Origin of the sequence: Aliihoeflea sp. 2WW, assembly GCF_000497755.1 — a bacterium.
In the GTDB taxonomy this organism is placed as follows: domain Bacteria; phylum Pseudomonadota; class Alphaproteobacteria; order Rhizobiales; family Rhizobiaceae; genus Aliihoeflea.
Genome location: NZ_AYOD01000005.1, coordinates 41,140 through 67,577, shown reverse-complemented (window position 1 = coordinate 67,577; position 26,438 = coordinate 41,140). Strand labels below are relative to the sequence as shown.

38 protein-coding genes are annotated in these 26,438 nt (G+C 62.3%); 29 read left to right on the top strand and 9 right to left on the bottom strand.

The features are described 5' to 3' along the window. Positions 1-298: 298 nt before the first annotated feature. Positions 299-658 (bottom strand): hypothetical protein, encoded by a 360-nt coding sequence (locus ALII_RS22245; protein WP_152529528.1) that lies wholly within the window; start codon positions 656-658, stop codon positions 299-301. Here ALII_RS22245 and ALII_RS23045 point away from each other — a divergent pair. The 4 genes from ALII_RS23045 to ALII_RS0103890 all read left to right on the top strand — a co-directional run bounded on the left by ALII_RS23045 (position 574) and on the right by ALII_RS0103890 (position 4,855). Next, positions 574-1,140, top strand: a complete 567-nt coding sequence (locus ALII_RS23045) for a terminase small subunit (RefSeq protein ID WP_348265975.1) — start codon at positions 574-576, stop codon at positions 1,138-1,140. The genes ALII_RS22245 and ALII_RS23045 overlap by 85 nt on opposite strands. Continuing rightward, the gene (gene terL / locus ALII_RS0103900; protein ID WP_024586023.1) at positions 1,097-2,602 is read left to right on the top strand and encodes a phage terminase large subunit; all 1,506 of its coding nucleotides are present in this window, start codon (positions 1,097-1,099) and stop codon (positions 2,600-2,602) included. Before ALII_RS23045 ends, terL begins: the two co-directional genes overlap by 44 nt. Continuing rightward, entirely contained in the window at positions 2,602-3,972 is a 1,371-nt protein-coding gene (locus tag ALII_RS0103895) for a DUF4055 domain-containing protein (protein ID WP_024586022.1), read from the top strand. The genes terL and ALII_RS0103895 overlap by 1 nt, the downstream gene beginning before the upstream one ends. A gap of 67 nt (positions 3,973-4,039) precedes the next feature. Then, positions 4,040-4,855 carry a transglutaminase family protein gene (locus tag ALII_RS0103890; protein ID WP_024586021.1) on the top strand — a complete coding sequence of 272 codons (816 nt, stop codon included), beginning with the start codon at positions 4,040-4,042 and terminating at the stop codon, positions 4,853-4,855. A gap of 107 nt (positions 4,856-4,962) precedes the next feature. Here the strand turns inward: ALII_RS0103890 and ALII_RS0103885 are convergent, their stop codons facing one another. Continuing rightward, positions 4,963-5,364 carry a cupin domain-containing protein gene (locus ALII_RS0103885; protein ID WP_024586020.1) on the bottom strand — a complete coding sequence of 134 codons (402 nt, stop codon included), beginning with the start codon at positions 5,362-5,364 and terminating at the stop codon, positions 4,963-4,965. 48 nt (positions 5,365-5,412) lie between these two features. Here ALII_RS0103885 and ALII_RS0103880 point away from each other — a divergent pair, with 48 nt between their 5' ends. From ALII_RS0103880 to ALII_RS21505, 4 genes are all read left to right on the top strand, one after another. Further along, positions 5,413-6,282: a hypothetical protein gene (locus ALII_RS0103880; RefSeq protein ID WP_152529527.1), complete on the top strand. Its 870-nt coding sequence runs from the start codon at positions 5,413-5,415 to the stop codon at positions 6,280-6,282. 98 nt (positions 6,283-6,380) lie between these two features. After that, on the top strand, positions 6,381-7,385 hold the full coding sequence (locus ALII_RS0103875) for a hypothetical protein (RefSeq protein ID WP_024586018.1): 1,005 nt from the start codon (positions 6,381-6,383) through the stop codon (positions 7,383-7,385). A 53-nt stretch (positions 7,386-7,438) separates the two neighbouring features. Further along, positions 7,439-8,041, top strand: a complete 603-nt coding sequence (locus ALII_RS0103870) for a hypothetical protein (RefSeq protein ID WP_024586017.1) — start codon at positions 7,439-7,441, stop codon at positions 8,039-8,041. 230 nt (positions 8,042-8,271) lie between these two features. Continuing rightward, entirely contained in the window at positions 8,272-8,703 is a 432-nt protein-coding gene (locus tag ALII_RS21505) for a DnaT-like ssDNA-binding protein (RefSeq protein ID WP_024586015.1), read from the top strand. On the opposite strand, the gene ALII_RS0103855 is transcribed toward ALII_RS21505, so the two are convergent. Beyond that, complete coding sequence (locus ALII_RS0103855; RefSeq protein ID WP_024586014.1) at positions 8,700-9,017, bottom strand: hypothetical protein; 318 nt, start codon at positions 9,015-9,017, stop codon at positions 8,700-8,702. The two genes, ALII_RS21505 and ALII_RS0103855, sit on opposite strands and share 4 nt — an antisense overlap. Positions 9,018-9,030: 13 nt before the next feature. Then, positions 9,031-9,336, bottom strand: coding sequence for a hypothetical protein (locus ALII_RS0103850; protein ID WP_024586013.1), 306 nt, complete (start codon positions 9,334-9,336; stop codon positions 9,031-9,033). A 62-nt stretch (positions 9,337-9,398) separates the two neighbouring features. Here ALII_RS0103850 and ALII_RS0103845 point away from each other — a divergent pair, with 62 nt between their 5' ends. Next, positions 9,399-9,776, top strand: coding sequence for a hypothetical protein (locus ALII_RS0103845; protein ID WP_152529526.1), 378 nt, complete (start codon positions 9,399-9,401; stop codon positions 9,774-9,776). An 18-nt stretch (positions 9,777-9,794) separates the two neighbouring features. Here ALII_RS0103845 and ALII_RS0103840 read toward each other — a convergent pair whose 3' ends face one another. After that, positions 9,795-10,259 (bottom strand): MucR family transcriptional regulator, encoded by a 465-nt coding sequence (locus tag ALII_RS0103840; RefSeq protein ID WP_024586011.1) that lies wholly within the window; start codon positions 10,257-10,259, stop codon positions 9,795-9,797. Between the two features lie 66 nt (positions 10,260-10,325). On the opposite strand from ALII_RS0103840, the gene ALII_RS0103835 reads away from it, so the two are divergent. Then, positions 10,326-11,351, top strand: a complete 1,026-nt coding sequence (locus tag ALII_RS0103835) for a phage minor head protein (protein ID WP_024586010.1) — start codon at positions 10,326-10,328, stop codon at positions 11,349-11,351. A 46-nt stretch (positions 11,352-11,397) separates the two neighbouring features. After that, entirely contained in the window at positions 11,398-11,772 is a 375-nt protein-coding gene (locus ALII_RS0103830) for an HK97 gp10 family phage protein (RefSeq protein WP_152529525.1), read from the top strand. Here the strand turns inward: ALII_RS0103830 and ALII_RS0103825 are convergent. Further along, on the bottom strand, positions 11,744-11,944 hold the full coding sequence (locus ALII_RS0103825) for a hypothetical protein (protein ID WP_024586008.1): 201 nt from the start codon (positions 11,942-11,944) through the stop codon (positions 11,744-11,746). The two genes, ALII_RS0103830 and ALII_RS0103825, sit on opposite strands and share 29 nt — an antisense overlap. Here ALII_RS0103825 and ALII_RS0103820 point away from each other — a divergent pair. From ALII_RS0103820 to ALII_RS0103805, 4 genes are all read left to right on the top strand, one after another. Next, positions 11,943-12,356, top strand: a complete 414-nt coding sequence (locus ALII_RS0103820) for a DUF4128 domain-containing protein (protein ID WP_024586007.1) — start codon at positions 11,943-11,945, stop codon at positions 12,354-12,356. The genes ALII_RS0103825 and ALII_RS0103820 overlap by 2 nt on opposite strands. Before the next feature lie 182 nt (positions 12,357-12,538). Next, positions 12,539-13,066, top strand: a complete 528-nt coding sequence (locus tag ALII_RS0103815) for a hypothetical protein (protein ID WP_051375763.1) — start codon at positions 12,539-12,541, stop codon at positions 13,064-13,066. After that, positions 13,066-13,518 carry a hypothetical protein gene (locus ALII_RS0103810; RefSeq protein ID WP_024586005.1) on the top strand — a complete coding sequence of 151 codons (453 nt, stop codon included), beginning with the start codon at positions 13,066-13,068 and terminating at the stop codon, positions 13,516-13,518. Before ALII_RS0103815 ends, ALII_RS0103810 begins: the two co-directional genes overlap by 1 nt. An 80-nt stretch (positions 13,519-13,598) precedes the next feature. Beyond that, positions 13,599-13,805 (top strand): hypothetical protein, encoded by a 207-nt coding sequence (locus ALII_RS0103805; protein ID WP_024586004.1) that lies wholly within the window; start codon positions 13,599-13,601, stop codon positions 13,803-13,805. A 142-nt stretch (positions 13,806-13,947) separates the two neighbouring features. Here ALII_RS0103805 and ALII_RS23225 read toward each other — a convergent pair whose 3' ends face one another. Next, entirely contained in the window at positions 13,948-14,073 is a 126-nt protein-coding gene (locus ALII_RS23225; protein WP_280113752.1) for a hypothetical protein, read from the bottom strand. A 121-nt stretch (positions 14,074-14,194) separates the two neighbouring features. Between ALII_RS23225 and ALII_RS0103790 the strand changes: the two genes are divergently transcribed. The 14 genes from ALII_RS0103790 to ALII_RS0103725 are packed head-to-tail and all read left to right on the top strand — an operon-like array spanning position 14,195 to position 24,650. Next, entirely contained in the window at positions 14,195-16,393 is a 2,199-nt protein-coding gene (locus ALII_RS0103790) for a tape measure protein (protein ID WP_161632233.1), read from the top strand. Continuing rightward, on the top strand, positions 16,393-17,046 hold the full coding sequence (locus ALII_RS0103785) for a hypothetical protein (protein WP_024586002.1): 654 nt from the start codon (positions 16,393-16,395) through the stop codon (positions 17,044-17,046). Before ALII_RS0103790 ends, ALII_RS0103785 begins: the two co-directional genes overlap by 1 nt. Continuing rightward, the gene (locus ALII_RS0103780; protein WP_024586001.1) at positions 17,043-17,672 is read left to right on the top strand and encodes a hypothetical protein; all 630 of its coding nucleotides are present in this window, start codon (positions 17,043-17,045) and stop codon (positions 17,670-17,672) included. The genes ALII_RS0103785 and ALII_RS0103780 overlap by 4 nt, the downstream gene beginning before the upstream one ends. Next, positions 17,669-18,085 carry a hypothetical protein gene (locus ALII_RS0103775; protein WP_024586000.1) on the top strand — a complete coding sequence of 139 codons (417 nt, stop codon included), beginning with the start codon at positions 17,669-17,671 and terminating at the stop codon, positions 18,083-18,085. Before ALII_RS0103780 ends, ALII_RS0103775 begins: the two co-directional genes overlap by 4 nt. 14 nt (positions 18,086-18,099) lie before the next feature. Beyond that, positions 18,100-20,823 carry a phage tail protein gene (locus ALII_RS0103770; RefSeq protein WP_024585999.1) on the top strand — a complete coding sequence of 908 codons (2,724 nt, stop codon included), beginning with the start codon at positions 18,100-18,102 and terminating at the stop codon, positions 20,821-20,823. Further along, positions 20,820-21,797 (top strand): hypothetical protein, encoded by a 978-nt coding sequence (locus ALII_RS0103765; RefSeq protein ID WP_024585998.1) that lies wholly within the window; start codon positions 20,820-20,822, stop codon positions 21,795-21,797. Before ALII_RS0103770 ends, ALII_RS0103765 begins: the two co-directional genes overlap by 4 nt. Then, the gene (locus ALII_RS0103760; protein WP_024585997.1) at positions 21,797-22,210 is read left to right on the top strand and encodes a hypothetical protein; all 414 of its coding nucleotides are present in this window, start codon (positions 21,797-21,799) and stop codon (positions 22,208-22,210) included. Before ALII_RS0103765 ends, ALII_RS0103760 begins: the two co-directional genes overlap by 1 nt. A gap of 2 nt (positions 22,211-22,212) precedes the next feature. Then, positions 22,213-22,527 carry a hypothetical protein gene (locus tag ALII_RS0103755; protein ID WP_024585996.1) on the top strand — a complete coding sequence of 105 codons (315 nt, stop codon included), beginning with the start codon at positions 22,213-22,215 and terminating at the stop codon, positions 22,525-22,527. Continuing rightward, positions 22,524-22,691 carry a hypothetical protein gene (locus tag ALII_RS22625; RefSeq protein WP_161632232.1) on the top strand — a complete coding sequence of 56 codons (168 nt, stop codon included), beginning with the start codon at positions 22,524-22,526 and terminating at the stop codon, positions 22,689-22,691. The genes ALII_RS0103755 and ALII_RS22625 overlap by 4 nt, the downstream gene beginning before the upstream one ends. Continuing rightward, positions 22,688-22,846 carry a hypothetical protein gene (locus ALII_RS22620; RefSeq protein ID WP_161632231.1) on the top strand — a complete coding sequence of 53 codons (159 nt, stop codon included), beginning with the start codon at positions 22,688-22,690 and terminating at the stop codon, positions 22,844-22,846. The genes ALII_RS22625 and ALII_RS22620 overlap by 4 nt, the downstream gene beginning before the upstream one ends. A 23-nt stretch (positions 22,847-22,869) precedes the next feature. Beyond that, on the top strand, positions 22,870-23,088 hold the full coding sequence (locus ALII_RS0103740) for a hypothetical protein (RefSeq protein WP_024585995.1): 219 nt from the start codon (positions 22,870-22,872) through the stop codon (positions 23,086-23,088). Continuing rightward, the gene (locus tag ALII_RS22930) at positions 23,088-23,999 is read left to right on the top strand and encodes a hypothetical protein (RefSeq protein ID WP_024585994.1); all 912 of its coding nucleotides are present in this window, start codon (positions 23,088-23,090) and stop codon (positions 23,997-23,999) included. Before ALII_RS0103740 ends, ALII_RS22930 begins: the two co-directional genes overlap by 1 nt. Beyond that, positions 23,999-24,328, top strand: a complete 330-nt coding sequence (locus tag ALII_RS0103730; protein WP_024585993.1) for a hypothetical protein — start codon at positions 23,999-24,001, stop codon at positions 24,326-24,328. Before ALII_RS22930 ends, ALII_RS0103730 begins: the two co-directional genes overlap by 1 nt. Next, positions 24,315-24,650 (top strand): hypothetical protein, encoded by a 336-nt coding sequence (locus ALII_RS0103725; RefSeq protein WP_024585992.1) that lies wholly within the window; start codon positions 24,315-24,317, stop codon positions 24,648-24,650. Before ALII_RS0103730 ends, ALII_RS0103725 begins: the two co-directional genes overlap by 14 nt. A 173-nt stretch (positions 24,651-24,823) precedes the next feature. Here ALII_RS0103725 and ALII_RS0103720 read toward each other — a convergent pair whose 3' ends face one another. Then, positions 24,824-25,261, bottom strand: a complete 438-nt coding sequence (locus ALII_RS0103720) for a hypothetical protein (RefSeq protein WP_152529524.1) — start codon at positions 25,259-25,261, stop codon at positions 24,824-24,826. A 166-nt stretch (positions 25,262-25,427) separates the two neighbouring features. After that, a complete protein-coding gene (locus ALII_RS0103715) occupies positions 25,428-26,180 on the bottom strand; it encodes a hypothetical protein (protein ID WP_152529523.1) in 753 nt (250 codons plus the stop codon). Positions 26,181-26,438: the final 258 nt, after the last annotated feature.

Genomic DNA, 26,438 nt, shown 5'->3' with positions numbered 1-26,438 from the left:
CTGGAGCCCGCGGGAGTGCTGGGTGCATGGACTGGGGCATTGAAGACGTTGCGGCGGCGGCCGTTCTCATTTTGACAGTCGTACTGGGTATCGCGGTCGTTCGCTACCGAGTGAAGACGCAGCCGACTCGATGGCTCCTGATTGCAGTGATAGTCCTCGCCACAGCGGCAGTATGGGCACATTTGGCCGTGGGTATATTCTAGTTGGCGTCAACGCGATGAAGCCAAAACGCAAAAACAGGCGGGCATAGGAATACGCCAGGAAAGCGACCCCGGGCATTCCATTCTCCACCAGATGTCTACAGGAACGGCAACGTGGCGCAGACCAGATCGCCAGTAGCAGCGTCGACGTCCAGCGTGCCTCGAATGGGCTGCTCACCATGACGAGTTGCAGGGACGTCTATTTGGAAGGACCATACCGGGGCCGTCACTGAGGCGCACGGCGTGGAGCCAGCAATGACCAGTGCACTGCTGGTGATGTTCTGAGCAACTTCAGTATGGGTTGCACCATATGGCTCGCCGAGCAAATGCCCCACGGCAAGAGCATGAGCCTCACCCTCTTTCAGATATTGGGATGATGAAGCCGCTGGCATTACGGCCAGCCCCGATAGCACTGCCATCAAGGCAGGTTGTCCCAATCCTGAAAAGCGATAGGCCAAGTATGCCGGTCCTTCGAAATAGCCGTCACGAAAAGTTCGCCCAAGCGCTAGCAAAGGGCATGAACGCGACGGAAGCATACGCGAGCGCCGGCTACAAGGGCGACAGGACAGCCGCCTCTCGGTTGTCAACAAATGTCAACATTGGTCAACGTGTCGCCGAAGTGCAGGGTAGAGCGGCGCGCAAGGCTGAGGTGACGATGGACAGTCTGCTCGTTGAGCTGGAAGAGGCGCGCGCTCTTGCCATCGCAGAGAAGCAGACCAGCGCGGCCGTATCCGCCACGATGGGCAAAGCAAAGCTGACCGGTCTCATCATCGAGAAGCGCGAGCACACCGGCCGCAACGGCGGCCCGATCCAGACCATCGACCTAACGAAATTGAGTGGTGATGAACTCGCACAGCTCGAAAGCATCTTCGGCCCGCTTGCCGGACCCGGCGACGATGATGCGGCTGATCCGGCAGGAGAGGGCGCGCAGGCAGGCTGAGGCCGAACGGGAGCGGGTTTCGAAGGATGCCGAGCGCATCCGTGCGCGCTGCCAAACGCTGACAGGTTTCGTCCGTGAGGCCTGGCACGTCCTCGAGCCGACACAGCCTTACATCCACGGCTGGCACATCGACGCGATCTGCTCGCATCTGGAGGCGATCACGACGGGCCGGTTCCTCGCGATGGGTTTCCCCAACCGGCTCCTGATCAACGTGCCGCCCGGTACAATGAAGTCGCTGCTCGCCTCCGTCTTCTGGCCGGCGTGGGAATGGGGGCCGCAGAGCATGCCCGGCATGCGTTTCCTGACGACGAGCTATTCAGAAAACTACGTCAAGCGCGACAGCCGGCGGATGCGCGATCTGGTCAACTCGGACTGGTATCAATCGCTCTGGCCGGAAGTGAACCTCGTCCGCTCCGGTGAATCCTCGTTCGCCAATTCCAAGACTGGCTTTCGCGAGGGCGTGCCTTTCTCAAGCCTCACCGGTGGCCGCGGCGATCGGGTGATCATCGACGATCCGCATTCGACGGAAACCGCCGAAAGCCCGGCGGAGCGGCAGCGGACGACGCGCATCTTTCGGGAATCGGTCCCGTCACGCGTGAATGACCCGGAGAAGTCCGCGATCGTCGTCATCATGCAGCGGCTCCACGAGGACGACGTTTCGGGTCAGATCGAGAAGCTGAAGCTCGGATATCAGCACCTCATGCTGCCGATGCGATTTGAGCCGGAGCGGCGGTGCTCGACGGCGCTGGGATTTGAAGACCCGCGCTCTGCCGAGGGCGAACTGCTGTTCCCCGAGCGATTCCCGCCAGCCGTACTCGTGCGGGACCAAAAGGCACTGACGGAATACGCCATCGCTGGCCAATACCAGCAACGACCCGTTCCTCGCGAGGGCGGACTGTTCAAGCGCGAGTGGTTCGCCGGCAAGGTCATCCGCCAGGCACCGGCCGGCACACGCTGGGTCCGGCATTGGGACTTGGCCGCGACGAAGAAGACCACGGCGGCGCGCACCGCAGGCGTCAAGCTCGGCAAGGCTCCAGACGGATCATTCGTCGTCGGGCACGTCGTGAAAACGCAGGACGAGGGCAATAAAGTCCGGATGCTGATCAAGGCCACGGCCGAGATCGACGGAAAGGATGTCGAGATCAGCCTTCCGCAAGATCCCGGTCAGGCCGGCAAGGTGCAGGCCAAGGACATGGTCGCCATGCTGGCGGGCTGGAAGGTGAAAGCAGAGCCGGAAACGGGCGACAAGGTCACGCGCGCCGAGCCGTTTTCGTCTCAGTGCGAGGCGGGCAATGTCTACCTCGTCCAGGGCGAGTGGAACGAGAGCTACCTCGACGAACTCTGCCTGTTTCCAGGTGGCAGCTTCAAGGATCAGGTCGACGCGTCGTCCGGCGCCTTTGCGCGCCTCGTCGTGAAGCGCGAGATAAAGACAGAAACGACGACAGTCACCGGGATGTACTGATGAGCGCTGTCGACACCAAGCATCCGGACTGGATCGATCGCCAGGAAGAGTGGGCGATGATGCGCGCCACGGCGAGAGGCGAGAAGGCGGTCAAGGAAGCCGGAGAGGACTATCTGCCGAAGCCATCGGGCTTTCGGGTGCAGGAGGACGGCGGCCGCGCGATGTACGCCGCCTACCAGAAGCGGGCGCAGTTCTCGGAGATCGTCGCTCCGACCATTCGCGGCATGATCGGGGTCATTCACCGCACCGAAGCGCAGATTACGATGCCCAAGGCCATGGAGGGCCTGTGGGAGAGGGCGACGACCGACGGCATGTCGCTCGAGGCGTTCCATCGGCGGATCACCGGTGAACTGCTGCTAATGGGCCGCTATGCGCTCTTGGCGGACGCGGCATCGGCGGGGTCCGATCTGCCTTGGCTCGCGGGATACACGACCGAGGCGCTGATCAACTGGTCGCCCGAACGTGACCTGTTCGTGCTCGACGAGAGCGGCTTGAAGCGCGATGGCTTCCAGTGGAGCCAGAAGCAGGCCTACCGGGTGCTGCGGCTTGAGGATGGGCGCTATTCGGTCGACACCTATACGGGCACCGAAAGGGACGAGGCCGAAGCCCAGCCGACTGTCCGCGGCGGCGGCGCGCTGACCGAGATCCCGTTCGTCGTCATCGGCTCGAAAGACCTATCCGTTTCGCCCGACGAGCCGCCGCTCATTGGCGTGGCCCGCGCCGCGCTGGCGATGTACCGCCTTGATGCCGACTACCGCCACCAGCTCTACATGAGCGGGCAGGAAACGCTGGTCATCATCAATGGCGATGCGCCGTCGGCGGTCGGCGCCGGTGTTGTGCTGACGCTGAAGGCCAGCAAAGACGACCACATGCCGGACGCCAAGTATGTCGGGCCGACGGGAACCGGCATCGATGCACACCGCGTCGCCATCCAGGACGAACGCGCCAATGCTGCGGCGGCCGGCGCCAGGCTGTTCGACAGCGAGAAGAAGTCGGCCGAGAGCGGCGACGCCCTTCGCATCCGATATGCGGCTCAGACGGCAACGCTGACCTCGATCGCGCTCGCCAGCGCTCAGGGTCTGGAGAAGTCACTTCGGCATATCGCGGTGATGATCGGCGCCCGGCCCGACGAGGTGATCGTCAAGCCGAACCTGTCGTTCGTCGATGCTACGCTGAGCCCGCAGGATGCGGCTTCACTGGTCAAGCTCTGGCAGGACGGCGCGGTGTCGTATCAAACGCTGTACGAGAACCTGCAGCGCGGCGAAATCGCCTCCGCCGAGCGCGACCATGAGGCTGAGCTTATTCTGATCGACAAGGAAGACATAGGCAGTGATCCGGTGCAGGCGGGATTGCTATCGGCGCCACAATAGGCCTTTCCTTCTGTTACTCTGCTCCACGCCATCGGCTGTGGCCAGATGAAACAGGACGGAGATCAGTTTGCGAATTCGCGTCGGCAGTGAACTTACCTTTGAATTTCCTCAGCCCACACCACTCATTGCAACCCTCAACGTCCATTCGTCCCGTGTTTCGGACTTGGAAAAGCCAGATTACCTAATCACGCTTCCTTCAGTTCCAGTCGAGGGTTACCGGGACACGTTCGGCAACTGGTGCAACCGACTACTGGCACCCGCGGGGACGTTCTCCCTTCGCACCGAAACGATCGTTCGAGACTCCGGGCAATGGGACAGTATCGATCCTGCTGCTGAGCAGGCACCAGTGCATATGCTGCCGGCCGAAACGGTGCAATTCCTGCTCGGCAGCCGCTATTGCGACACGGATCTCCTTTCCGAGACTGCATGGCAGCTATTTGGTGGGGAGCCGCTAGGATGGGCAAGGGTTCAAGCGATCGTGGACTTCGTTCACAATCATTTGGCCTTCGGTTATGAGCACTCTCGCGCCACGAGGACCGCGTCAGAAGCGTTCAATGAGCGCCAGGGTGTTTGTCGTGATTACGCGCACTTGGCCCTCGCATTTTGCCGGTGTCTGAACATTCCGGCTCGGTACTGCACGGGATACATAAGCGACATCGGCTTGCCACTGCCTCACGCGCCGCAGGATTTCGCAGCTTGGATTGAGGTCTTCCTTGGTGGAAGGTGGCACATGTTTGACCCTCGAAACAACGATCCGAGGATCGGTCGGATTTTGGTTGCTCGAGGGCGAGACGCTGCCGATGTTCCACTCACGCTGACTTTTGGACCCAACATGTTGACGGGGTTCAAGGTGATAACGGAAGAAGCTACTTCCTCAACTTAGCTTAAGCGTTCGGCACTGGCGGCCGGCTGCCGTCGCACGCCTGGGGCGGCTTTCACCACCGGCAGTAACAGCAGCCAACGTCTATAAGAGCCGTCACCCCGCTCGTGCTAACGGTAGCTGCCATATTGTTGGTCGCTGACCGGCTCTAGCCATTCCACGTTGCTGCCGTCCAGCGCTTCATGGATGGCGATGTGCGTCATCGCCGTATCTGGGCCGGCACCGTGCCAGTGCTTCTCGCCAGGCGCGATCCAGACGGAATCGCCCGGATTGATCGGCTGAATGGGTTCACCTTCCTTCTGGATGAGGCCAGAACCGGCGACGACGTGCAGCGTCTGTCCGAGGGGGTGCGTGTGCCAGTGTGTCCGCGCGCCCGGATCGAAGCGAACGATCAACGAGCGCACGCGTGCCGGTGCTTCGGCTTCGACGATCGGGTCATGCCAAACCGAGCCGGTGAAATAGTCGGACGGGCCGCGTCGTGAGGGCGCAGAGCCGCTACGTCGAATGTCCATTCTCATCTCCATGTTTCGAGGCACTGAAGCCTCGTGTCTTGCCGCTAGTTGGCGGCATCCTATGCCCGCGCGTCGGGCTTGCAACCCAGGAGAAGGCCAGTGGCCCTGAAAGCAATCATCGAAAGTCTCGACAGTGTCGAGGAACAATTCCACGTGCTCTACGAGGAGCAGGACGGTAAATTCGTTCTTCAGATCGAGGGGATCGAAGCGCACCCCGGCGCCCAGTCGCTCAAGGCCGCGCTCGATCGCGTCCGTACCGAGAAGCGCACGCTCAGCGAGAAGCTGACGACGGCCGAGGGCAAACTCGCCGATCTGCCGGAAGATTTCGACGCCGAGGAGTGGATCAGGCTCAAGGCCGAGGCTCCCGATCCGGCCGACCCCGAAAAGAAGAAGCCGAGCGACGAACACCTGCAGTCGCAAAAGCGCCTCTACGAGCAGCGCATCGCGAACCTGGAGAAGAAGCACACCGAAGAGATGAAGGCCAAGGACGGCGAGATCGTCGAGCGCGACAGCGTTATCGAAAGCGTGCTGGTCGAGGACGGGCTGACGAAGGCGTTGGTCGAATCCGGTGTCGCCAAGGAATACCTGCGCGCTGCTCGTGCGCTCCTGAAGCCATCGGTCAAAGTCGTCCGCGACGATGATGGAACCCGCCGCGCTGTGGTTGAAACCGATTTAGGCGAGGACGAGATCGGCAAATACGTCGCTAACTGGTCGCAGTCCGACGAGGGCAGGGTCTTCGTCGCGAAGGCGACCGGCGGCGACGCGACCGGAAGCAACGCGCGCATCCTGGGCGATAACCCGTGGGACAACAGCAACGGCAAGAAGCCCAACCTGACCAAGCAGCAGGAACTGATTTCCGCCAATCCGGAAAAGGCCCGTCAGCTCGCAAAAGCGGCCGGCGCAGCTCCGAACTGGTGAGCATTCGGCGTCAGTGACGCTACCAAAGACGAGGTCATGCCCAGTGGGGTGGCCGAGACGACTACCACCCCACATTCTCCCAACTACAGGAGCCTCAAATGGCAACGACCCGTCTGAGCGACGTCATCTATGGCCCGCTCTTCCTCCCCACGACGATCCAGCGCATTGCGCAGCTTTCGCGCATCCGCAACTCGCCAATCGTGTCGACCGACGCCGAACTGCAGCGCTTTGCGAACGGTCCCGGCGATCTCGTCCAGATGCCGTTCTGGAACGACCTGACCGGCAACTCCAACGTCTCGACGGACGACCCGGCGCAGAACGCCACGCCGAACAAGCTGACGCAGGGCCAGGACATGGCTCGCAAGATCCGGCGCAACAACGGCTGGCAGTCAGCGAACCTCGTCGCCTCGATGCTGGCGGAAGACCCGCTCGATGCGGTCGCCACGCTCATCGCCGAATACTGGGTGCGTGAAGAGCAGCGCATCATGGGCGAGCAGATGCGCGGCGTGTTTGCCTCGGCGGGCATGGCCGGCAATGTGCTCGACGTCGCATCCGAGGATGGCGCCGTAACGCCGATCAACCTCGATGCCGAGATTGCCGCCAACGCCTACGCGCTGCTCGGTGAGTATGGCACAACGCTCTCTGCGGTGCTCATGCACAGCCGCATCTTCTACAACCTGCGGGCGGCCCGGGCGATCGAGAAGTTCAAGGACCCGGCTACGGGGCTCGACTTCAACATGTGGGACGACAAGATCGTCTACGTGTCGGACCAGTGCCCGCGCGAGCCGGGCGACGACAGTGGCTTCAAATACACGTCTTACCTCTTCGGCAATGGCGCCATCGGCTATGCCGAGGCTACCGGCGAGGGCGGGCCGAAGAAGCCTGTCGAACTCTCTTCGGTCGCCGAAGCCGGTAACGGTGAAGGCGTGGAGACGGTCTGGTACCGCCGCCACTGGGTCATGCACCCGCGTGGCGTGTCGTTTACCGGCAACCCAGCATCGGCATCCGGCGTCACCGATACCGAACTCGGCACCGGCACGAATTGGACGCGGGTCTATGATCCCAAGCTCGTCCGCATGGTCGCCGTCACGACGAACGGCTGAGGGCAGGGACTTCGACCCCTATCCGCTCTGACCCCTCAATCTGGAGAACTGACATGACCGACCATCAGAACGATCCGCTTCTTGCCGAGGCGATCGCGCGTCGTGACGAAAGCCGTGCGCAGATACTGCGAGCTCGTGCCAATCGCAATGGTGGCACTGCGGCCGACCGTATGGCCGATGCCTTCGACCGGCTGGCTAAGCAGGCCGAACAGCAGGCGAAGACGTCATCGACCGCGCTCAGCGAACTCGAGCCGGCGAAACCCGATCCCGAAGGCACGGCTCGTCAACTGGCAGACAGCAAGGGCAATTTCGCTGCCAATGCCGAGGTGGCATCGGTCGGTGGCATCGGCGTCGAAGCCAGCAACACTGATCCGACGACCGGCAAGCCTGCACAGACCATCGAGCAGGCCGGTGTGGCAACGCAGGAGGGCGCGCAGAAGTTCGTCGGCGATCAGCCGGTGGGCGAGGCTGCCTCTGGGCGCCTGCGCACCACCGAAACGGCAGAGAGCCGTGCCGGCGTTGCGATCCCCGAGGACTGGACCTCGCTGTCCTGGCAGGAGCGCCGCTCGCTGGCCTCGCAGCTCAGCGATGACCCGATCACCAATGGCGAGCAGGCCAACGCAGCGATCGAAGCCGAGTTGAAGCGGCGCGGCTGAACGGATGGCCCGCACCAAGCCGTACACGCAGATCGGCATCAGCCGAGTGCCGTGCGCGAGGTGCGGGCTTTCCTCGCGATATCAGTGGCAGATATGCGCAGACAATCGGGTGTTCCGCGGTCTCTGCGAGGAATGCGACATCGAACTGAACGCGCTGGTGATGCGCTGGGTCTGGGGCGACACACGCGAGGCTGACATTGCGGCCTATGCTGAGCAGGCGAGGACCTGACATGCTTTCATACGAAACGCTTGCTGTCACGGCGGCCGAAGCCGATGCCTATGCGACGTTGCGCGCCTGGACGAACTGGACCGGCGAAGAGAGTGCGAAGACCGCTGCGCTCCGCCGCGGTCAGGACTACATTGCCGGCCTGTACAACAGCCGCTGGAATATCGAGTTCGACAACGAGACTGCGCCGCAGGTCGTCATCTATGCGATCATCGAGGCCGCGCGTCGCGAACTGGCCGCACCCGGATCGCTGATGCCGGACGTGGTCGGCACGGAGCGTGTGCTTCGCGAGAAGGTCGGAGACCTCGAGGTCCAGTATGCGGACGCGAAAGAGCCTGACGACGCGCGCCCGCGGTTGCCGATCATCGACGGATTACTTGCCGGTCTGATCCGCGATGCCGGCAACGTCACGACCTGCTTTCTGGCACGTGCCTAATCGGGCGTCCGGATGGGCGATGTTATGTTGTAGTACGCATCCTCGCTGATCAAGCGGGCCTTCTTCTTGGCCTCGCGCATCGCAACCTCGTGGTTCGCCGCCTCGCGAGCCATATCGGAGCCCTGGTCATCGGTTGCGGACGAATGCGATTCGGTCACGTCATATGGAAGTTCAGGACCGCTGGGCATTTTTCGCTCGTCCTTTTCATGGATTTCGGCCACGCCACCTTTGTCTACTTCAATGATGCGGCCATCGTCCTCGCTGCTATCGTCGCTCTCGATTTCGTCTGTGTTGATGATGATTTTCTCTTTCATGATCCACACTCCTCTACCGTTGGTCGTTATAGGGCTGCTTCGTTTCGCCGACTGTTTTCGCCAGTTTCGAGAATGACCATGGATGATCGGCGCCTGTGAGGTTCGCGATCTGCAGCACGCGGATGGGAAAGCAAACTGCGTCGCGGTTCGCTGGGGACAGTTGATCAATGAACCGTTCATCGCCGATCGCCGTGGCCTCGGCCTTGCGAAGCGCCGTGTCCATCTCGTCCTGCGAGAGCACGCCCTTCGCGACCAGTTCGTGGTTGATCGCCGCGATTGCGAGGCAAAGCCCCTCGAGCTGCAGATTTGCGATGTTCATGGCGTCCTCCACTCTCTGATGGATGACCAACATCGCCAGACGCAAAATGATCCGAGGGTATGTTGAACCAGTTCGATTACGCCAAGAGCGCCGCGACCGCTGACCGCCTGCTCAAGAAATTCGGCCAGGCCGGAGCCATCCGACGCGCATCGTCGAGCGGTGGCGGCAACCCATGGGACCCGGAGGGGCCGACGACGGTTGACCATCCCTGCACGCTGGCAGTGCTGCCGATCAATCTGCAGGACGCGGGTAAGGACGTCGGCGGAACGCTGATCAAGGCCAGCGACAAGCGCATACTGGTATCTGTCAAGGGGCTGACCATCACGCCGACGACGACGGACTATGTCGTCACGGCGGACGGCGTCTACACGATCGTCAAGAACAGCACGCTTTCGCCGGCGGGCATTCCGGTGATCCACGACATTGTCGGGTCGCAATGACCGCCGGAGCTGCCGGTTCTAGGCGGCCTTCGTCTTGCCGCGGCCCTTCGGTGGCTTCTTCTCGCCAGCCTTGCGACCGAGTCCCATTTGCTTTGCCAGCGCCGATCGGGCAGCGGCATAGTTGGGAGCAACCATCGGATAGTCGGAGGGCAGGCCCCATTTGGAGCGGTACTCTTCTGGGGTCAGCCCGAAGTTCGCCATCAGGTGGCGCTTGAGCGACTTGTAATGCTTCCCGTCCTCCAGGCTGATGATGTAGTCCGGAAACACAGACTTCTTCGGGTTAACGGCGGGCTTCTGTGCCTTTTCTGGTTCGGGAACTGAGGGCGTCCCCAAAGTCACCAGAGCGGAATGGACAGCGGCGATCAAGGCGGCCAATTCCGCAGCCGGAACGGGATTATTCGACACATACGCCGATACGATTTCGGCAGTTAGTTCGATGTTCTGATCCGGGGAAGTGCCGGACAGGGCGGTTTCTTCGAGCAAGGCGATATCTCCTTTGAGGTTGCCGGCTTCTACCAGTTCAGAACGACCTTGCAAGGAAATGCAGCGATGGCGCGTCGTCCGACCGCACGGCAGCAGCTTGAGACTCTGTCTGCCAAGTTCGAGCCCGCGCTACAGGCTGCGTTCCTCGCCGCAATCGACGACCTCCGCAATGGCGCCCAGATCGGCCGCATTGCTGAACGGCTGGAGCGGGGCGACATCGACGGGGCGCTGCGAGCGCTGAACATTGAGCCTGCCGCGTTCCGGCTGTTCGAGGAGAGCAATCGCGAGGCCTATATCGGCGGCGGCATTGCTACCACGAACGGACTGCCCGCGCTGCGCGACCCGAGCGGTGCGCAAGTCGTGTTTCGCTTCGATGCCCGGTCGCCAGGTGCGGAAGCCTTCATGCAGGATCTGTCCGGCCGTCGCATCACGCGCATGACCGACGATATCCTCGTCGCAGCGCGCCAGCACATGACGCAGGGCATGGTGGATGGCCGCAATCCACGCTCTGTCGCTCTGGACCTCGTCGGCCGCATCAATCGGGCCACAGGACGCCGCGAGGGCGCGATCATTGGCCTTTCGTCCAGTCAGGAGGGTTTCGTCGCCACGGCGCGGCAAGACCTGCTCTCGGGCGATCCGTCGCGGCTGCGGCACTATCTCGGGCTTGGCCGGCGCGACAAGCGATACGACCGGACGGTTCTTGCGGCTATTCGAGACGGCAAGCCGCTGATGCGCGACGTCGTCGATCGCATGATCGCGCGGTTGTCGGACAGCTATTTGCTCCTGCGCGGTGAGACGATCGCACGAACGGAAGCCATCGGCGCCCTGAACGCCTCGCACAGGGAAAGCTTTGAGCAGGCCATCGCGTCGGGCAACGTGCGGCGTCAGGACGTGCGCAAGGTATGGCGCGCGACCCGCGACAACCGCACCCGCGATACGCATCGGGCGATCGGCGACGAAAGCGTCGGCTACGATGAATTGTTCTCGAATGGGCTGCTTTATCCCTGCGATCCGAACGGGCCGGCGTCAGAGGTCGTGAACTGCCGCTGTAGCGTCGACTATCGCATCGACTTCTTCGCGAACCTGACCTGATCCGATGGCACAGCAATCGTTCACGGCAACAATCGACGAGTGGGTCATGACGACCCTTGCGCGCGTCCTCGCGGTGTTCAGGACCGCAGCGCAGTACGTCATCGAGGACGTGCGGGACCGGACGCCAGTTAACACGGGCTACCTGAAGAACTCGCTCACCGTCTCACTGGATGGACCGCTGCCGATGCGTGGCACGCAGGGCGATGGATACGCCGCCGCACCATATGCGCTGGCGATCGTCGGAGCCGATCTCGGCGACACCATCTATGCCTCATTCGTGGCGGAATACGCGGCAGCGATTGAGTATGGAGCGCGCGGCCGGGAAGGGCGGGGCATGGTCCGGCTGTCGGTCCAGAACTGGCAGGCGCATGTCGACCGCGCCACGGCAGAGGCTAAGGCTGCGGTTCGCTCGCGCGGATAAGCCCGGCCATCATCATCACCAGTGCGCCGCGGCTTGCTCTGAGAGCGGTATCACCACGCAACGTCTCGCCTTTCAGATGCTCGAGTTCGAACGCCATCTGGTGGAGGCGGTCAACAATCTCGTCGTCATTCAAGGGCGGGGGTGTCTGGTTCACGTGCAGAAGGTAACCCATGCCATCGATCGAGGAAAGCATCGAGACGGCGCTCTTCACGCGCGCCAATGGGCTGGCTGCGCTAACCGGCCTGGCGATCTCGTGGCCGAACGTGTCCTTTACCGCACCGCTGAGCGGCCGCTATCTGCGCGTGTCGCACCTGCCGAACCAGACGCAACGGCTCTTCATCAACTCCGCCGCCCATCGCCGGCCAGGCATCTTGCAGATCAGCGTCGTGGTGCCGCTCAACGTGGGCGCCAGCGCCGCCACACGCATGGCAGGGCAGGTGGCGGAGCATTTCCCGATGGATCTGCGCATGACCCCTGGCGGCGTGTCCGTGCGGGTGACCAAGGCTCCAGACATCGCGCCGGCGCTCAAGGAAGACGCCGCGTGGATCGTGCCGGTCAGCGTGAGCTACGAAGCGTTGACTTAGAGAGCAGCGCGCCGGCGGGGTTCGAACCCGCTATTCGGTTTCCATCAGGAAATTGTCTCTGAAGGTTTCCACCTGAGATTTGTTTGCCGTCCTTTACGCCTCAGAGGCAGCAGCGCACCGTGGCGCAAATTTACGCCGTTCAGGCTCCTTCGGCAAGGGCATCATCAGCACAGGAGGCCGACATGGCCCAGTCATTCCCCGTCGCGGGCGCAAACCTGTTCATCGGCGGTGTCTTTGTGCCGCCCACGACAGGTCGGCTCCTTACCATCGACGATTTCCCCGAGATCGGCGACAGTGGTTTCATCCGTATCGGAAAGTGGCAAACGATGGGCGCACTCGGCGGCGACCAGGCCACGATCACGCAGGCGTACATCAACGAGGACTACGACGACGTCCAGATGGGCACCAAGAACCCCGGCGTGATGCAGAACACGTTCGGGGTGTTGGATGCTGATCCCGGTCAGATAGCGCTTTACGCGGCCGCTGGCGACAGGCGACTGCGCTCGTTCATTGTTGAGCTGCCCGACGCTCCTGTGGGTGCATCGCCCCACGGGAGCCTTCGGCTCTTCGCGGCCTACGTCAAGCAGCCCAATGAGCAAGGCGGGGAGGCGAACACCATGCAGGCGATGACGTGCGAGTTGGTCAAGTTCCGCAACACGGTCAAGGTTGCGGCATCAGCAACCGGTGGCCCGATCGGAGTTGCAGAATAATGGATATCGCATCTCTCAAGCGTGACAGTTCCAAGGTCGAAGCCGGCGATTGGGTGAGCGACATCCCTGGCATGGGGGACGTTCGTTTGCGTGTCCGCGGCCTCTCCAGCCCAACCGTCGTTGCGCTGCGCTCGCGCAAGGAGCGCAAGGTCACGCGGGAAGATCGGGAGCGTGACGGATCGCTCAAGCCCGAAGCTGCCATGCGCATCTTCGGCGAAGTGCTGCACGAGGCGGTCCTCTTCGATTGGGACGGCTTCACGAACGGCAAACAGCCGCTGCCATTCGACGCCAACCTCGCGAAGGAATGGCTGACCAACCCCGATTACGTCGCCTTCGCCGATGCGGTCGTCTGGGCCGCCCAAATCGTCGACAAAGGCCGCGCCGGGGAGACGGATGACATGGGAAACGGCTCAAAGCGGTCGTCGCGCGCAGCCTCGCCGGCGACGACCTGATCCTTGAAGGCGATCTGCTGCCCGGCACCCTGGACTGGCTTCATGCCTTTTGGGAGCTCTGCACCGATCGCCAGATAGGCATGGGCGTCGGGGCCATCCCGGCGTCCGCCATCAACTCGTGGGCGGCACAGTCTGGTCTGGACGATGTCGAGACGGCGACTTTCCGGGCCTGCATCAGGGCCATGGATGGCGCCTATCTCGAATATGCCAGTAAGCCGGAGAGCGAGCGCAAGAAGGTCGAGAGCCGGCCTCTCAGCGGTGAACTGTTCGATGCGCTGTTTGGCTAGTTCGGTGATGCGCACCTGCCAGCTTCGCCAGATGACGTTCGATCAGCGCGACATAGGCAATCATCCCGCACGCGAGTGCCGCGACCAGAATAGCAACGGCGCCACCGAAGAACGTGCCGAATGGCGAGCCGTTGATTAGCCGCTAACCGATCACGCCGCCGGCCGCGACGATGGCAATCGCAATCAGGCAGGTAACCGCCGTCAGCGTCTCTGCGAGCAATCTGGCCGTGCCTACGAGGTAACCAATGGACATTGCTACCCTGGGCATTGCGGTCCGCTCCGAGCAGGTCGACCAGGCCAATGCCTCTCTCCAGCGCTTCGCGCAGGCATCAGGCGCAGCAGAACGCGCCGCCAAGAACGTCGGAACAGAGGCGACCAAGGCCGGGCGCATGGCTGCAGCCGCCAATGACAATGCGGCAGCATCGGCAAGCCGTGCGGCGCAAGCCTATGGTGGGTGGGAGAAGTCCGCCGCAATGGCTGCCCGCGCGATCGGTGCCGTTCTTGGCGCGCTGGCCACGAACGCCCTGATCCAGTTCGCCGATACGTGGTCCGACATCAACGCCCGTGTCGGGCTGGCCGTAGGCAATATGGATGCGAGCGGCGTCGTGCTGGATCGCCTGGCGACCGTTGCCCGGCGCACATACTCGGCTCTGGACCTGACGGCCGAAAGCTTCATTCGAAACGCCACGGTTCTGCGCGAACTCGGGAGGACCACCGCCGATCAGTTGGACTACACCGAGGCGCTGAACCTCGCACTGGTCGTTTCTGGCGCCCGCGCTGATCGCGCAGCGCGCGTTCAGGACGCTCTCGGCAAGGCCATGGCGGGGGGTAAGCTGAGCGGTGATGAGCTCAATACCGTCATCGAGACGGGCGGCCGCGTTGCCGAAGTCTTGGCCGAAGAGCTTGGAATCGGCGTCAATCAGCTCCGCCAGTTCGGCGCCGACGGCAAGATCACTGGCGACGTTATCTACAATGCCCTGACGAAGCGGATGGAAGGCCTTCGCGCTGAGGCCGAACTGATGCCAGCCACGATGGGCGATGGCGTGATGCTGATCCGCAACTCTTTAATGCAGTACATAGGCACGATGGACCAAGCCGCTGGCGCGTCTGAAACTTTCGCCGCCGGTCTGATCATCATCGCGGACAACATCGGGCGTATCGTCACCACCGCCGCAACCGCGGTCACGATGTACGGCACATACTACGTCGCGGCATTCGTGGCAGCCAATGTCGCCACCATGACGCTGGCCGGCTCCCTCGCATTCTTGAGGGCCGCCCTGATCCGCACTGGCATCGGCGCCGTCGTCGTTCTTCTCGGCGAGCTCGTCTATCAATTGATCGAAGCGCGCCAGCACGTCGATAGCTGGGGTCAGGCGTTCGAGGACGTGTTCGAGCGGTCGAAGGCCATCGCGGCGGCATTCGGCTATGGCTTTGAATCGGTCGTGGCCGGGATTCAGTCTGTCTGGGCCACCTTCTTGGCCGATATGGTCGAGGGCTTCGAAAGCTCGTTCGGCGGCATCCTTCGGGCATTCGGCATCGGTGTTGAGCAGGTGTCCGGCATGGTGGACAAGCTGCGCAACGAGGCGGAGCTTGCCACCGCTCTTGCCGACGCATCCGGCAATCTGGCGCAACTGGCATGGAACCATGGCACGCGTCCACGTGAAGGGGCCGCTGTCGAGCTACCGGGCGGTAGCGGGTCGGGCATCAAGCCAACCGGCGAAGTTGACAAGGCGGCGCAGCGCGCAGCGGAACGGGCGGCGAAGTCCTACGAGCGCATCACGCGCTTCGCACAGCAGTACATCGAAGCGCAGAAGCTCGAAGCGCAGGCCATCGGCATGACCGAGCGCGAGGCCAACCGGCTTCGCTACACGCAGGATCTGCTCAACCAGGCGCAGGATGCGGGGATCAAGCTCACTTCGGCTCAGAAGGCGGAACTTGAAGGCTTGGCCTCCGCCATGGCCGATGCAGAAGCGAACACCACTGCGCTGCGCGATGCCTTTGACTTCGCCAAGGAGGTCACGTCGGGCTTCCTCAACGATTTCAAGTCGGGGCTGGAGCAGGGCAAGGGCGTGCTTCGTTCCTTTGCCGACGCGGCGCTCGGCGCGCTGAACAAGATCGCTGACAAGCTCATCGAAATGGCGATCAACAGCCTTTGGGCCAACGCGTTCGGTGGTGCAAGCGGTGCAGCGTCCTCCGGCGGCGGCGGGATGTTCGGCAGTTTGTTCAGCGGGCTCGGCAAGATGTTCGGGTTCTCGTCGGGCGGCTGGACGGGTAGCGGCGCAACCAGTGCAGCTGCAGGCTTTGTCCACGGTCAGGAGTTCGTCGTCCGCGCGGGCCCGGCCGCTCAGCACCGGCAACTGCTCGAGGCCATCAATTCCGGTCGACCGGTCAGCGCAAACAACAACCAGCCAGTGGCTGCAAACGGAAATCAGCCGGTCCAGATCAACGTCAACGTTTCCGGCGCGCGCGGCAACCAGGAGATCATGCAGATGGTCGAAAGCGGCGTGCGGCAGGGTATCGGCGAGTATGACCGCAACCTCGCCGGCAGGGTCAACGAGATCGCGAACGATCCGAGGATGGTTGGCTGATGGCTCTGCCAGATATTCTGCCAGCCGAGACGTTCGTCGATCGGCTGCGCATTCGCTCGGTCAAATGGCACCTGCAGCGGTTCGACGAACTCTCGGGGCTGGCGTCGGGAGACGTGCTGGCCGCGCAGATGTCGATGCCGAAGTGGACGGGTGATGTGAGCCTTGGCCCGATGTACCATGCCGACGCGGCGCAGGTTCAGGCATTGGTCGAAAGCCTCGATGGTCCTATGCGCAGCTTCTACCTCTATGCGCCCCAGCTTCCGTATCCGCAGCATGACCCAGATGGGTCGAACCTGGGGGTATCGATGCCAACGCTCCACACGATCGGCGCGAACAACAAGTCGCTGCGCGTGACCGGCCTGCCGAACGGCTACCGCCTGACGGTTGGTGATTTCCTCGCCTTCGAGTATGGCGCCAATCCCGTCCGCCGTGCCTTCCACCGCGTTGTCGAGACCGTGCAAGCCTCGTCGGGCGGACTGACGCCGCTGTTCGAAGTGCGGCCCCATCTGAGGCCTGGCGTCGTGACCGGTCTCGCTGTCGCGCTTCGCAAGCCTGCCGCCAAGGTGTTCATCATGCCCGACACGTTCGATCCCGGCACGGCGGAAGGCCTCATCACGGCGGGCATGTCGTTTCAGGTGATGCAGCGGCCATGAAGCAAGTCGATGCAGCAACAGAGGCGCACCTGCGCGCTCGCAAAGGCGTGGCGCCCATAAACCTGGTTTGGGTCGAGGCCTGGAACCGCCAGACCGGCGGTATCGAGACGCTTGGCCTTTCCAACCTCGACGACACGGTGACGCTGACGGTGATCGATGGCAGAACACGGCTGCCAGTCACGCGCACCTATCAGGGCATTGGCGGCAATCTGCGCGTCGATTCGATCCCGCAAACAACAGACCTGAACATCCGGACTATCCGGGTGGGGCTGTCGCAGATCAGCCAGGCGGTCCAGCAGCTCGTGCGGGGCTATGAGACGCGTCGCGCGCCGATCGAAGTCCATCGCGGGCTCCTCGACCCGGCCACGAGCTTGATGATCGCGCCGCCGGTGCCACGCTTTGTCGGCTGGATCAATGGCAACCCGATCGAGACGCCGGCGGCCAATGGCGAGGGCGGGGTGCAGGTGTCGTGCGTCAGCTTTGCGCGCAAGCTCACCTTCACCAATCCGCTGAAGAAGTCGGACGAACAACAGCGCCGGCGCCAGGGCGATCGTGTCCGCCGTTACACAGACGTCGCCGGGGGCTGGCTTGCCAACATCAGCTGGGGCGAAGAGGGCAAGCGATGACGCGGTCCGAGACCTGGCATGCCGATCTGGCGGCCTACATCGTCAGCGTCGGGGCGCGTCCCTTCGCCTGGGGCACACATGATTGTGCGATGTTCGCGGCAGGTGCCGTTCAAGCCATGACCGGCGAGGACTTCGCCAAGCCCTATCGCGGCCGATACAAGAGCCTGCGGGGTGGCCTTGGCCTCTTGAAGCGCAAGGGCTTTGCCACGCACGCTGACCTCGCCGCATCGCTGTTCGATGAAATCCATCCGAGCCTTGCGCGTGTCGGTGACCTCGCAGCGGTTCCCGTCGATGACGCCGCGCTGATCGCTCTGGGGGTTGTCCAGGGCGAACGCATCTTCGTTCTGCGGCCGGGGCAGTCAGGCATGGGCACTGTTGACCTACTGAGCGCCACCCGCGCCTTTCGCATCTGAACCACGGAACTCCGATGAAGCTTCTTAACCTTGCGGCTCTGGTCGCGTGGTTCACCTTCGCATTGGCCGGCGTTGCCAATGCCGGCGTGGTGGCCGCGGCGATCGGCTGGCTCGCGACATCAACTTTGGGCAAGCTGGTGCTGGGCGTGGCCCTGCAGCTCGGCACATCGCTGCTCGATCGCGCGAGGCAGAAGAAGCAGGTCGACCCGGGCATCACCGGCCAGATCCAGGTCGGCGGCAACAACTCATTCTCGTTTATCGTCGGCACCTATGCCACGGCCGGCCAGCTCGAATATCCCGGCACCTATGGACGCGTGGGAAAGACGCCGAACGCGGGTCTGATCCAGGTCTTCACGCTGTCCGATCTGCCCGTGACCGCAATCGGCAATCGGGCCTGGATCAATGGCGAGGAGTGTAACCGCAATCCGGCGGCGACAATCAATCCGGCGACGCACGCGTGGCTTGGCGCCGGCAGCTTTCCGTTCACCGAGTACTATAGCGGCGGCTACTACTTCCTGTTTGCCAAGTACCTGCTCGGTCACCAGACGACGGCCGATCCGGCACTGCTGTCGCGCCTTGGCACCGGCGCGCGTCCATGGATGAACGACATGGTCGGGCGCGGTCTGGCGCAAGTGATCCTGTCGGCCGAGGTCAAGCGCGAGCTGTTCAAGGGGTTTCCGGCCGGACGTTGGCAGGTCGACGGCCTGGCGCTTTACGATCCGCGCAAGGACTCGACCGTCGGCGGTTCAGGCGCGCATCGCTGGAACCCCGCCACCGCAGGCACGCCCGCGTCGACCTATGAGTTCTCAAACAACCCCGCGGTGATCATCTACAATATCCTGCGCGGCATCTATTATCAGGGGGAGTGGATATACGGCCCGGAAGTGCCTGCGCTGGCGCTGCCATTAGCGAATTGGTTCGCGGCCATGAACGAGTGCGATCGGCCTATCGCGCGCGCTGGTGGCGGCACGGAGCCTCAGTTCCGGTGCGGCTACGAGATCAAGGTCGAGGAGATGGAGCCGGCCGACGTCATCGAGGAATTGCTGACGAGCTGCAACGGCCGCATCGCTGAACTCGGCGGAACCTTCAAGATCCATGTCGGTGCGCCGGGCGTGCCGGTGTACTTCTTCACCGATGACGATATCGAGGTGCTCAACAGCACACAGAACTTCGACCCGTTCCCCGGCTATCAGAGCGTCTTCAATGGCGTAACGTCGACCTATCCCGAGCCCGCCGCGGGTTGGGAGATGAAAGACGCGCCGCGCTACGTGAACATAGCCCATGTGTCGGCCGACGGTGAGGAGCGCCTTGCCTCGGTCACCTACAACGCCGTCCCCTTCGCCGGCCAGGTTCAGCGCCTCATGCGGGCCACCGCCGAGGACAACAGGCGCTTTCGCCGGCATCAGCTGACCTTGCCGCCAGAGGCGTTCCTACTGGAGCCCCTCGACGTCGTGGCATGGTCGAGCGCGCGCAACGGGTATGAGGTCAAGCACTTCCCCATCAACGCGATGGACGACCTCGACAACGTCAACCAGAACGTCGCGCTGCAGGAAGCGGACCCGTCGGACTATGACTGGTCGACATCGTTCGAGCTGTCGTGGTCTGTCGCATCGCTCACGCCGAACCGCCCGCCGGCACAGCTTCTCACCGGGTGGCAGGTGGCGCCGGCGATCATCTATGACGAGCAGGGCCGAGCGCGCAGGCCATCAATCGAAGTGTTCTTCGACGGCGATCTGGAAGACGTGCGCGAGGTGCGGATCGTCACGCGCGTGGCAGGGGCGACAAAGCCGAACTTCGATGGCTATCTGCCCTATGGCGATCCGCTAGAGAACCAGAACCCTCGGTCAGTGATCCTCAACGGAAACTTCCCGCCGAACACGCCGCATGTCGTTCAAGGCATCCTGATCCCCACCAGCGGACGCACTGCCGTCTGGTCCGCGCCGCTGGAGGTGGTCACGCCTGACGTCCGGCTGTCGGAGCTGGATGTGATCTTTTCCGATGACCTTCGCGCAGAGATCGAGGAAAGCTACCAGCACGCGGTCGCGTTTACTGGCGAGTTGGCCCGCCAGGCGCGCGAGGCAGCCCGACGCCTCGCCATGTACGGCCTCGAGCAGGATGGTGCGAACGTCCTCGACAAGCAGGAACTGCGCACGGTCATCACGGCCGCCGCGCAAGGGATGGAGGCGCGGTACGAAAACGTCGTGACGCTCGTCGTTGCGCAGGACCAGGTCATCGCACAGCGCTTCGAGGAAGTCTCTGCTCAGCTTGGTGAGAAAGCGAGCCTGTCGGCCGTCAACCTCCTGTCTACGGCGATCACGATGCAGGGCGAGACGATCACCGCCATCGGCGATGCCCAGATCGCGATCGACGCCAAGGTCGGCAACTTCTATGCCGGAGGCATTCTTCGTTTCCAGCAGATCGCCACGGATGCCGGTGCCCTATCGACCGTCGCACTTTCGGTGGCTGCGTCGGAAGGAGCGGCGACGCCGTCTCAGGCAGCTATCATCATGAGCGCGAAGGCGGGCGGTATCTCCGAAATCGGCCTGATTTCAAACCGGACATACCTTCGCCAGGGAGACGAGCTGACCCAGCTTGCCACGTTCTCGGGTGGAGTTTTCCGTATCGGCGGCGGCATCCGCGCAAACTGGGCGCAGATCGACAATGTGCAGGTGACCAACGCCCAGATCGCCAATGCCGCGATCACCTCGACCAAGCGCCACGGGCTGATCGTCCAGTGACCGCGGTCAACGTCCTGCTGACCGCCGACGAGGTGCATGTCTTCAGCGATGGCGGGCATTATGACCCGGCTGGCAACATCGTGCGCGTCGGCGCGAAGACATTCCATCTGCCGCGCTACGACGCAATCCTCGCCTTCTCGGGTCCGACCGGCGCCATACCGGAGATCCTGCGCCGGATCGAGGAGGCTGATATCGCGAGCCTTGCTGGGCTGTGCGCTGCAGCGGCCGTTCTCTTGGCCGGTGCGGTGCCGATCGAGATGGCCTATTCGGTGATCCTCGCCGGCATAGAAGACGGCGAGACTGTCGGCGTTGCCCTGGAGGAGCGCGGGCGGGTTCATCAGCTTGGACCCGGATCGATGGTGCGCTCACTAAGCTGCCATATCACCTTCGACCCGCTCGACATCGTCGGCAGCGGTAGGCGCATGATGGCGCAGCAGCGGGCTGAGCATGGCGTCGTTGCTGGCTTTTGCCTGCACAGTTGCCTGTCGCGAGGCGCACTGTCGAGCTACGTCCTCGATCGCTGGCCGATCCTGATGGCAAAGCCCTTTCGGCCAAGCTTTGCCGCGAAGATCGCCAATCTCGAAGTCGACACGATCAACATCGCCAACAATGCGGCGCTGGCAGTAGTGACCGGAACCTCGTCGATCGGCGTGCCGAACCCGATGGCTGCACCGGTCAAGCTCTTTGCGTCTGGAACGGCGAACTACCGCAACACCGGCTCGTCCGGATCGGTGCAGTTCGAGATCCGCATACGGGCTTCGACGGGCAATCGCATCCTGGCGATCTACACATTCACCAGAGCGGGCAGCGGCACCGAGGCCCTTCACATCCCCCTCTCGGCTGTCGACCTCGCCCTGCACACCTCGCAGACCTACACCGTGCAGACCGAGACCTTTGCCGCGACCCCTGGCCTCGGCATCACGATCATTCCGTGGTCGGACGTCGTGATCAAAGCGCTCTACAGGAAGCGGTGATGGCGAAGATCGGCAATCTGGCGGTCGACACGCTTAACATCGTGCCGGCTGCAATCACCACAGTGTCGGTCGGCAATCCGATCGGGGTCTCGAACCCGGCCGCACTGCCGATCGAGATCCATGGCACCTCCACGATCCAGTATCAGGGCGTTGCCAGCGGATCGAACGGCTCCGCGACCTATCGCATTCGCCGCAACCGCGACAACGCCATCCTGTTCGAAGAGAGCTACGGCTTCAACGGATCGGGTGGGGGCGCCGCGTTGGTCAACGCATCGATCCTCGACGATCAGGCGACGGCATCGGAGACGTACCGCGTTGAGGAACTGCCGAGCTATAGCCCCGGCACGCCGGGCGGACAGGGTGGCGTGACGATGAACTCGTCGCATCTCTATTGCCTCGCGGTGAAGAAATAGCCATGGCGAAGATTGAAGAGCTCAGCGTCGACACCATCAAGATCAAGGATGGTGCGCTGACCGCCTTCTTCGGCGGCGCGGGCACAAGCGTCGTCGTCAATGCCGCCACGCCGAACCCGGTCGAAATCTTCATCCGGGCCGCCGGCTCGAACGTCCAGGTACGGCGCACACGGGGCAACGTCCTGATCGGCCAGACGAGCGGTCCGGTGATCGCCGCCATGTTCGTCGATCCGGAGCCGGCCAGTGGCGACACCTACACGATCAGCGGCAATACGAGCCCGTCGCCGCGCATCCGGGCAGTTGTGAGGTTGCGATGAAATTCCGGGTCACTTTCAGGCACGGCCTGTTCTTCGACTATGAGGCAGCGTCGATGGACGATGACGGCCAGACGCTGACGCTGCGCGACGAGAATGGCGGGCTCGTCGTCTCCTACCAGGACAGCGACATCGCTTCCTGCCTGCCGGTGGAGGATGCGCCATGACGCTCTATCGCATCGTCCTGCCGGACGGCACCGAGCGGCTGCATGAAGCCGAGACCGTCGAGGGCGGGCCCAACTTCCTCAAGCTGATCGATGCGAATGGCCGCGTCGTCGCCTGCTACCGCAACCACGGCTTCGTTCTCTTCGAACCGGCCTGATCCCACCAACAGGACAATCCGACATGACCGACCCGAACCCCTCGGCGGGCGAAGCCGTGCGCATCGACCCGGCCATCGCGCTGCGCGAAACCAAGCTTTTGATGCAGGCGATCGACACGCACTATCACCACCGCAACCTGATCCTTGCCCAACAGGCGCATGACCTGGCCGGCCAGCTCGCCGCGTCCGCACAGCGGGTAACGGAGCTCGAGGCGGCGCTTGGCGCGAAGGAGCCGTCCTGATGCCGGCGTTCTGGAACACAGGCACCATCACGCTGGCGACGAACTCGGCCGCCGTCGTCGGGCAAGGGACAAGCTTCAACCTGTCTCTCTTGCGGCCGGGCGACACGATCGAGAGCGATGACGGCCGGCGCGCGACGATCGCAAGCGTCAACTCCGCCACCTCTATCACGTTGGACAAGCTCTGGCGGGGGACGGGGCAGACGGCGGCGGCTTACAAGGCTTGGTACACGCCCGACGATGTCACCCTCGAGGGCCTCGGGCGAGCCGCGCTGTCGGCGCTCTCGTCCGGTAACGTGAAGGCTCTGTCGGACCTTACCGGCGCCGCCAACAAGCTACCGTTCTTCAGCGGCGCGGGCACTTTGGCTCTCACGGACCTGACTGCATTCGCGCGTACGCTGCTGGATGATGCAAACGCGGCGGCATTCTATGCGACCTTGGGAGAAATCCCGAACGCACAAATCCGTAGCGATCTACCGGCCGATAAGGCTTATCGGCGCGGGAACGTCCTTGGAAGTCTCTCCCAGTCGGGTGGTGTCCCCACAGGCGCGGTCATCGAACGCGGATCGAACGCAAACGGCGAGTATGTCCGCTTTGCTGATGGAACCCAGATTTGCATGCGATCCATCACCGTCGATGCATCAAATGGCAGTATCGTTTCGTGGCCGTACCCGGCAACGTTCGCATCAGCCCCTATTGCCAATTTCATATCCGGCGAAACCTCGTCCGGAAGTCTGTCGCCGCTTGGCGGCAGTGGTTATTCGCCAAGGCTTAGAGCGTTTCAGGGAACCTTGCTTTCGCGCGACGGCCAGGCGTGGGCATACCGACTGGAGAACACAGTTCAAACCTGGCTCGGAGACTTGAGCGGCGGAAGCTACGCGGCAAGTCTCGGCGCCATAGGGAGGTGGTTTTGATGATCATCACATTTGCTCCTCAGCGTCGTAACGACACCCTCACGCTCGAAAAGACCTCGGGCGACCGGCTGCGCATCAATGGCGACCTGTTCAACTTCAACCCGCTGGCGGATGGCGACACGATCCCGGCCGGTACAATCCCCTGCGAATGGATCGTCGGCCCGGTCGAGCGGATCGACGGCGAGGTGCGCCTGACGATTGTACTGCCGCATGGGCCGAACCCTTCGCAGGCCGTCGCTTTCCCCGAGCCGCTCGCAGTGAGCGACGACGGGCCGATTTCGGTCCCGCACGATGAACCCGAGGAGGAGCCTGCCGATGTGGACGCCTGACCCCGAGATCATCGTCACCGCGGCGCAGAAGGCAGCGGAAGCGCAAGCCGCTACCGTCGAGGTTTTTCGCGCCGCCATCCAGGCGCATGTCGACGTAACGGGCAAGAGCCACAATTACGATGGTGGCAACGCGCTCGCGTCCTATGTCGCCAGCACCAACTCGCAATGGGCGGCCGAGGCACAGGCCTTCGTCGCCTGGCGCGATGCGGTCTGGCTCCATGCATATGCTGAGCTCGACAAGGTCATGGCCGGCGAGCGCGAGCAGCCGAGTGTGGAGCAATTGATTGGCGGCCTACCGAAGATCCAATGGAAGGGTATCTAGCCTATCCCTATCAACTTCAATTATGCGGCTCTAGCGGGGCGCCGAACGCCCAATTGAATATTGATAGTATCGCGATGATTATTGCGAGCACAGCGAGACTAGGCGAATAGCCGGGCCCGAGAGCGAGCAGCCAAAGCGGTGTTGCTATGGCTAGTAGGCTAAACCGGCCGACTTTAAGCCTGCCGGTCACGGTCATTCGCTTTGGGCGTTAAGCCGTAAGAGTCGTTTTCATCATCCTCGAAAAACATGTGCTCGCCCATCGCGTCGTCACCTTCATCTACCGTGTCGAGCATCTCGTTGGCGCGTTCGAAAATATCGCGTCCATCGACGAGCGCCGTAATGTCGTCCTCAGAAAACTCACTGAAGGCGATCGTCGCGGGCTCCTTATCCCAGGCGAGTGTTTTTATGCTGCCGCTGCCAACCGCAAAAATCTCAGCCTCAGCCTTGTAAAAGATGTTGATACGCTCCAAGCCAAGGAATTCGCACGCAACATTCAGACGTGCAATAAAATTTGCCGGAGATGGCGAACTGTCACGAAGTCTTACCTCAACTCGCTTGCCAGCAGCAGCGTTTGCCGCTGCCCATAAGTCGGTTTTGAATAGCGGGTCCATGTAAATCCGTTGTTTGCTGCTGGTTTGCTAACGCTTCATTGCGCTCGAGATCCACGCTTACCGGAGGAACTCAGCGTAGCTAAATAAAGGGGTATTGCGGCGCTGGCTATCGGAAAGCCTGAGCGCGATCTGACAAAGAAGTCCAGAATGGACAGAGTGCTGGACATCAGAAAGAAGCACCTTCCTGATTCCATTTGCCAAATGCGGCGCAGACAAACTCATCACGAGAGCGGCCGCGATCAATCAGGTCCGGCCGATCAAGATACGCGACCCAGCACAGCGTCCAGTTGAAAAGAATTTTATAACCCATTCTGTCTGCGCGAATGGTGACCGCTGTTCCACGCGGAAAACCGGCCAGAACCCGGGCCGCAAGGTCTGCATCGAATATGCGTAGTGCTAAATGGCGCTCCCCAGCGATAGCTTCCAAGCCCGCAGGATCCTCCCGCTGCCGACGGAGAACCTCCTTCTCTATTTCGTCAAGAGCAGTCACCGCGTTGGATAGATGGATACGTCCCTGAGTAAGACGCTCATGAAGAAAAGCGCTCTGTTCGGCAGACGGACCAATGGCGATACTTATCCATCCGGCTGCCACGAGAACGAGGTAGAGAAGGACGCCAGCAGTTGTCGATAAGACTGCCCCGCCAAACACCGCGGCAGTCGAGCCTTGGGTTTGATGGAGCCCCGCTTGCCGCGTAGATGAGACGTCCCTTGCTTCATCCTGGACCGCCGCGATAGCCTGCTCCATCCCCGCCCTCATGGCTGCTTCTCTTTCGGAATTGAGCAAATGTGGGTTTTTGACGAGAAGTTGGTCGTGAGCGTTTCGGAGCCGGTCCACCGCTTGGAAGAAGCTTCTCGGATTTGATGGGTCCGAACCGGCCAGAAGCCTTTCCAGACTAGCGCGATATTTTGATTCGTACATTGCAAACCAAATCTATCGCACTAGCGAGTTTAAATAGCCTGTGAACCGAATAGACTGATTTTAACAACAGTTATGCTCCGATAAACTTTGCAATTCGACTGCAGCAAATACATAAGGCAGCCATTTGTATTCGCTCAAAAGTGCATGCGTCGATTACTATGCTCGATACACGCCAAGTGGCTGACCCGCACGGGTGTCGGATACAGCTAACTTCCCTATGGTGCAACTCCTTAACCGAGGGCGGAAGATCCACGTATT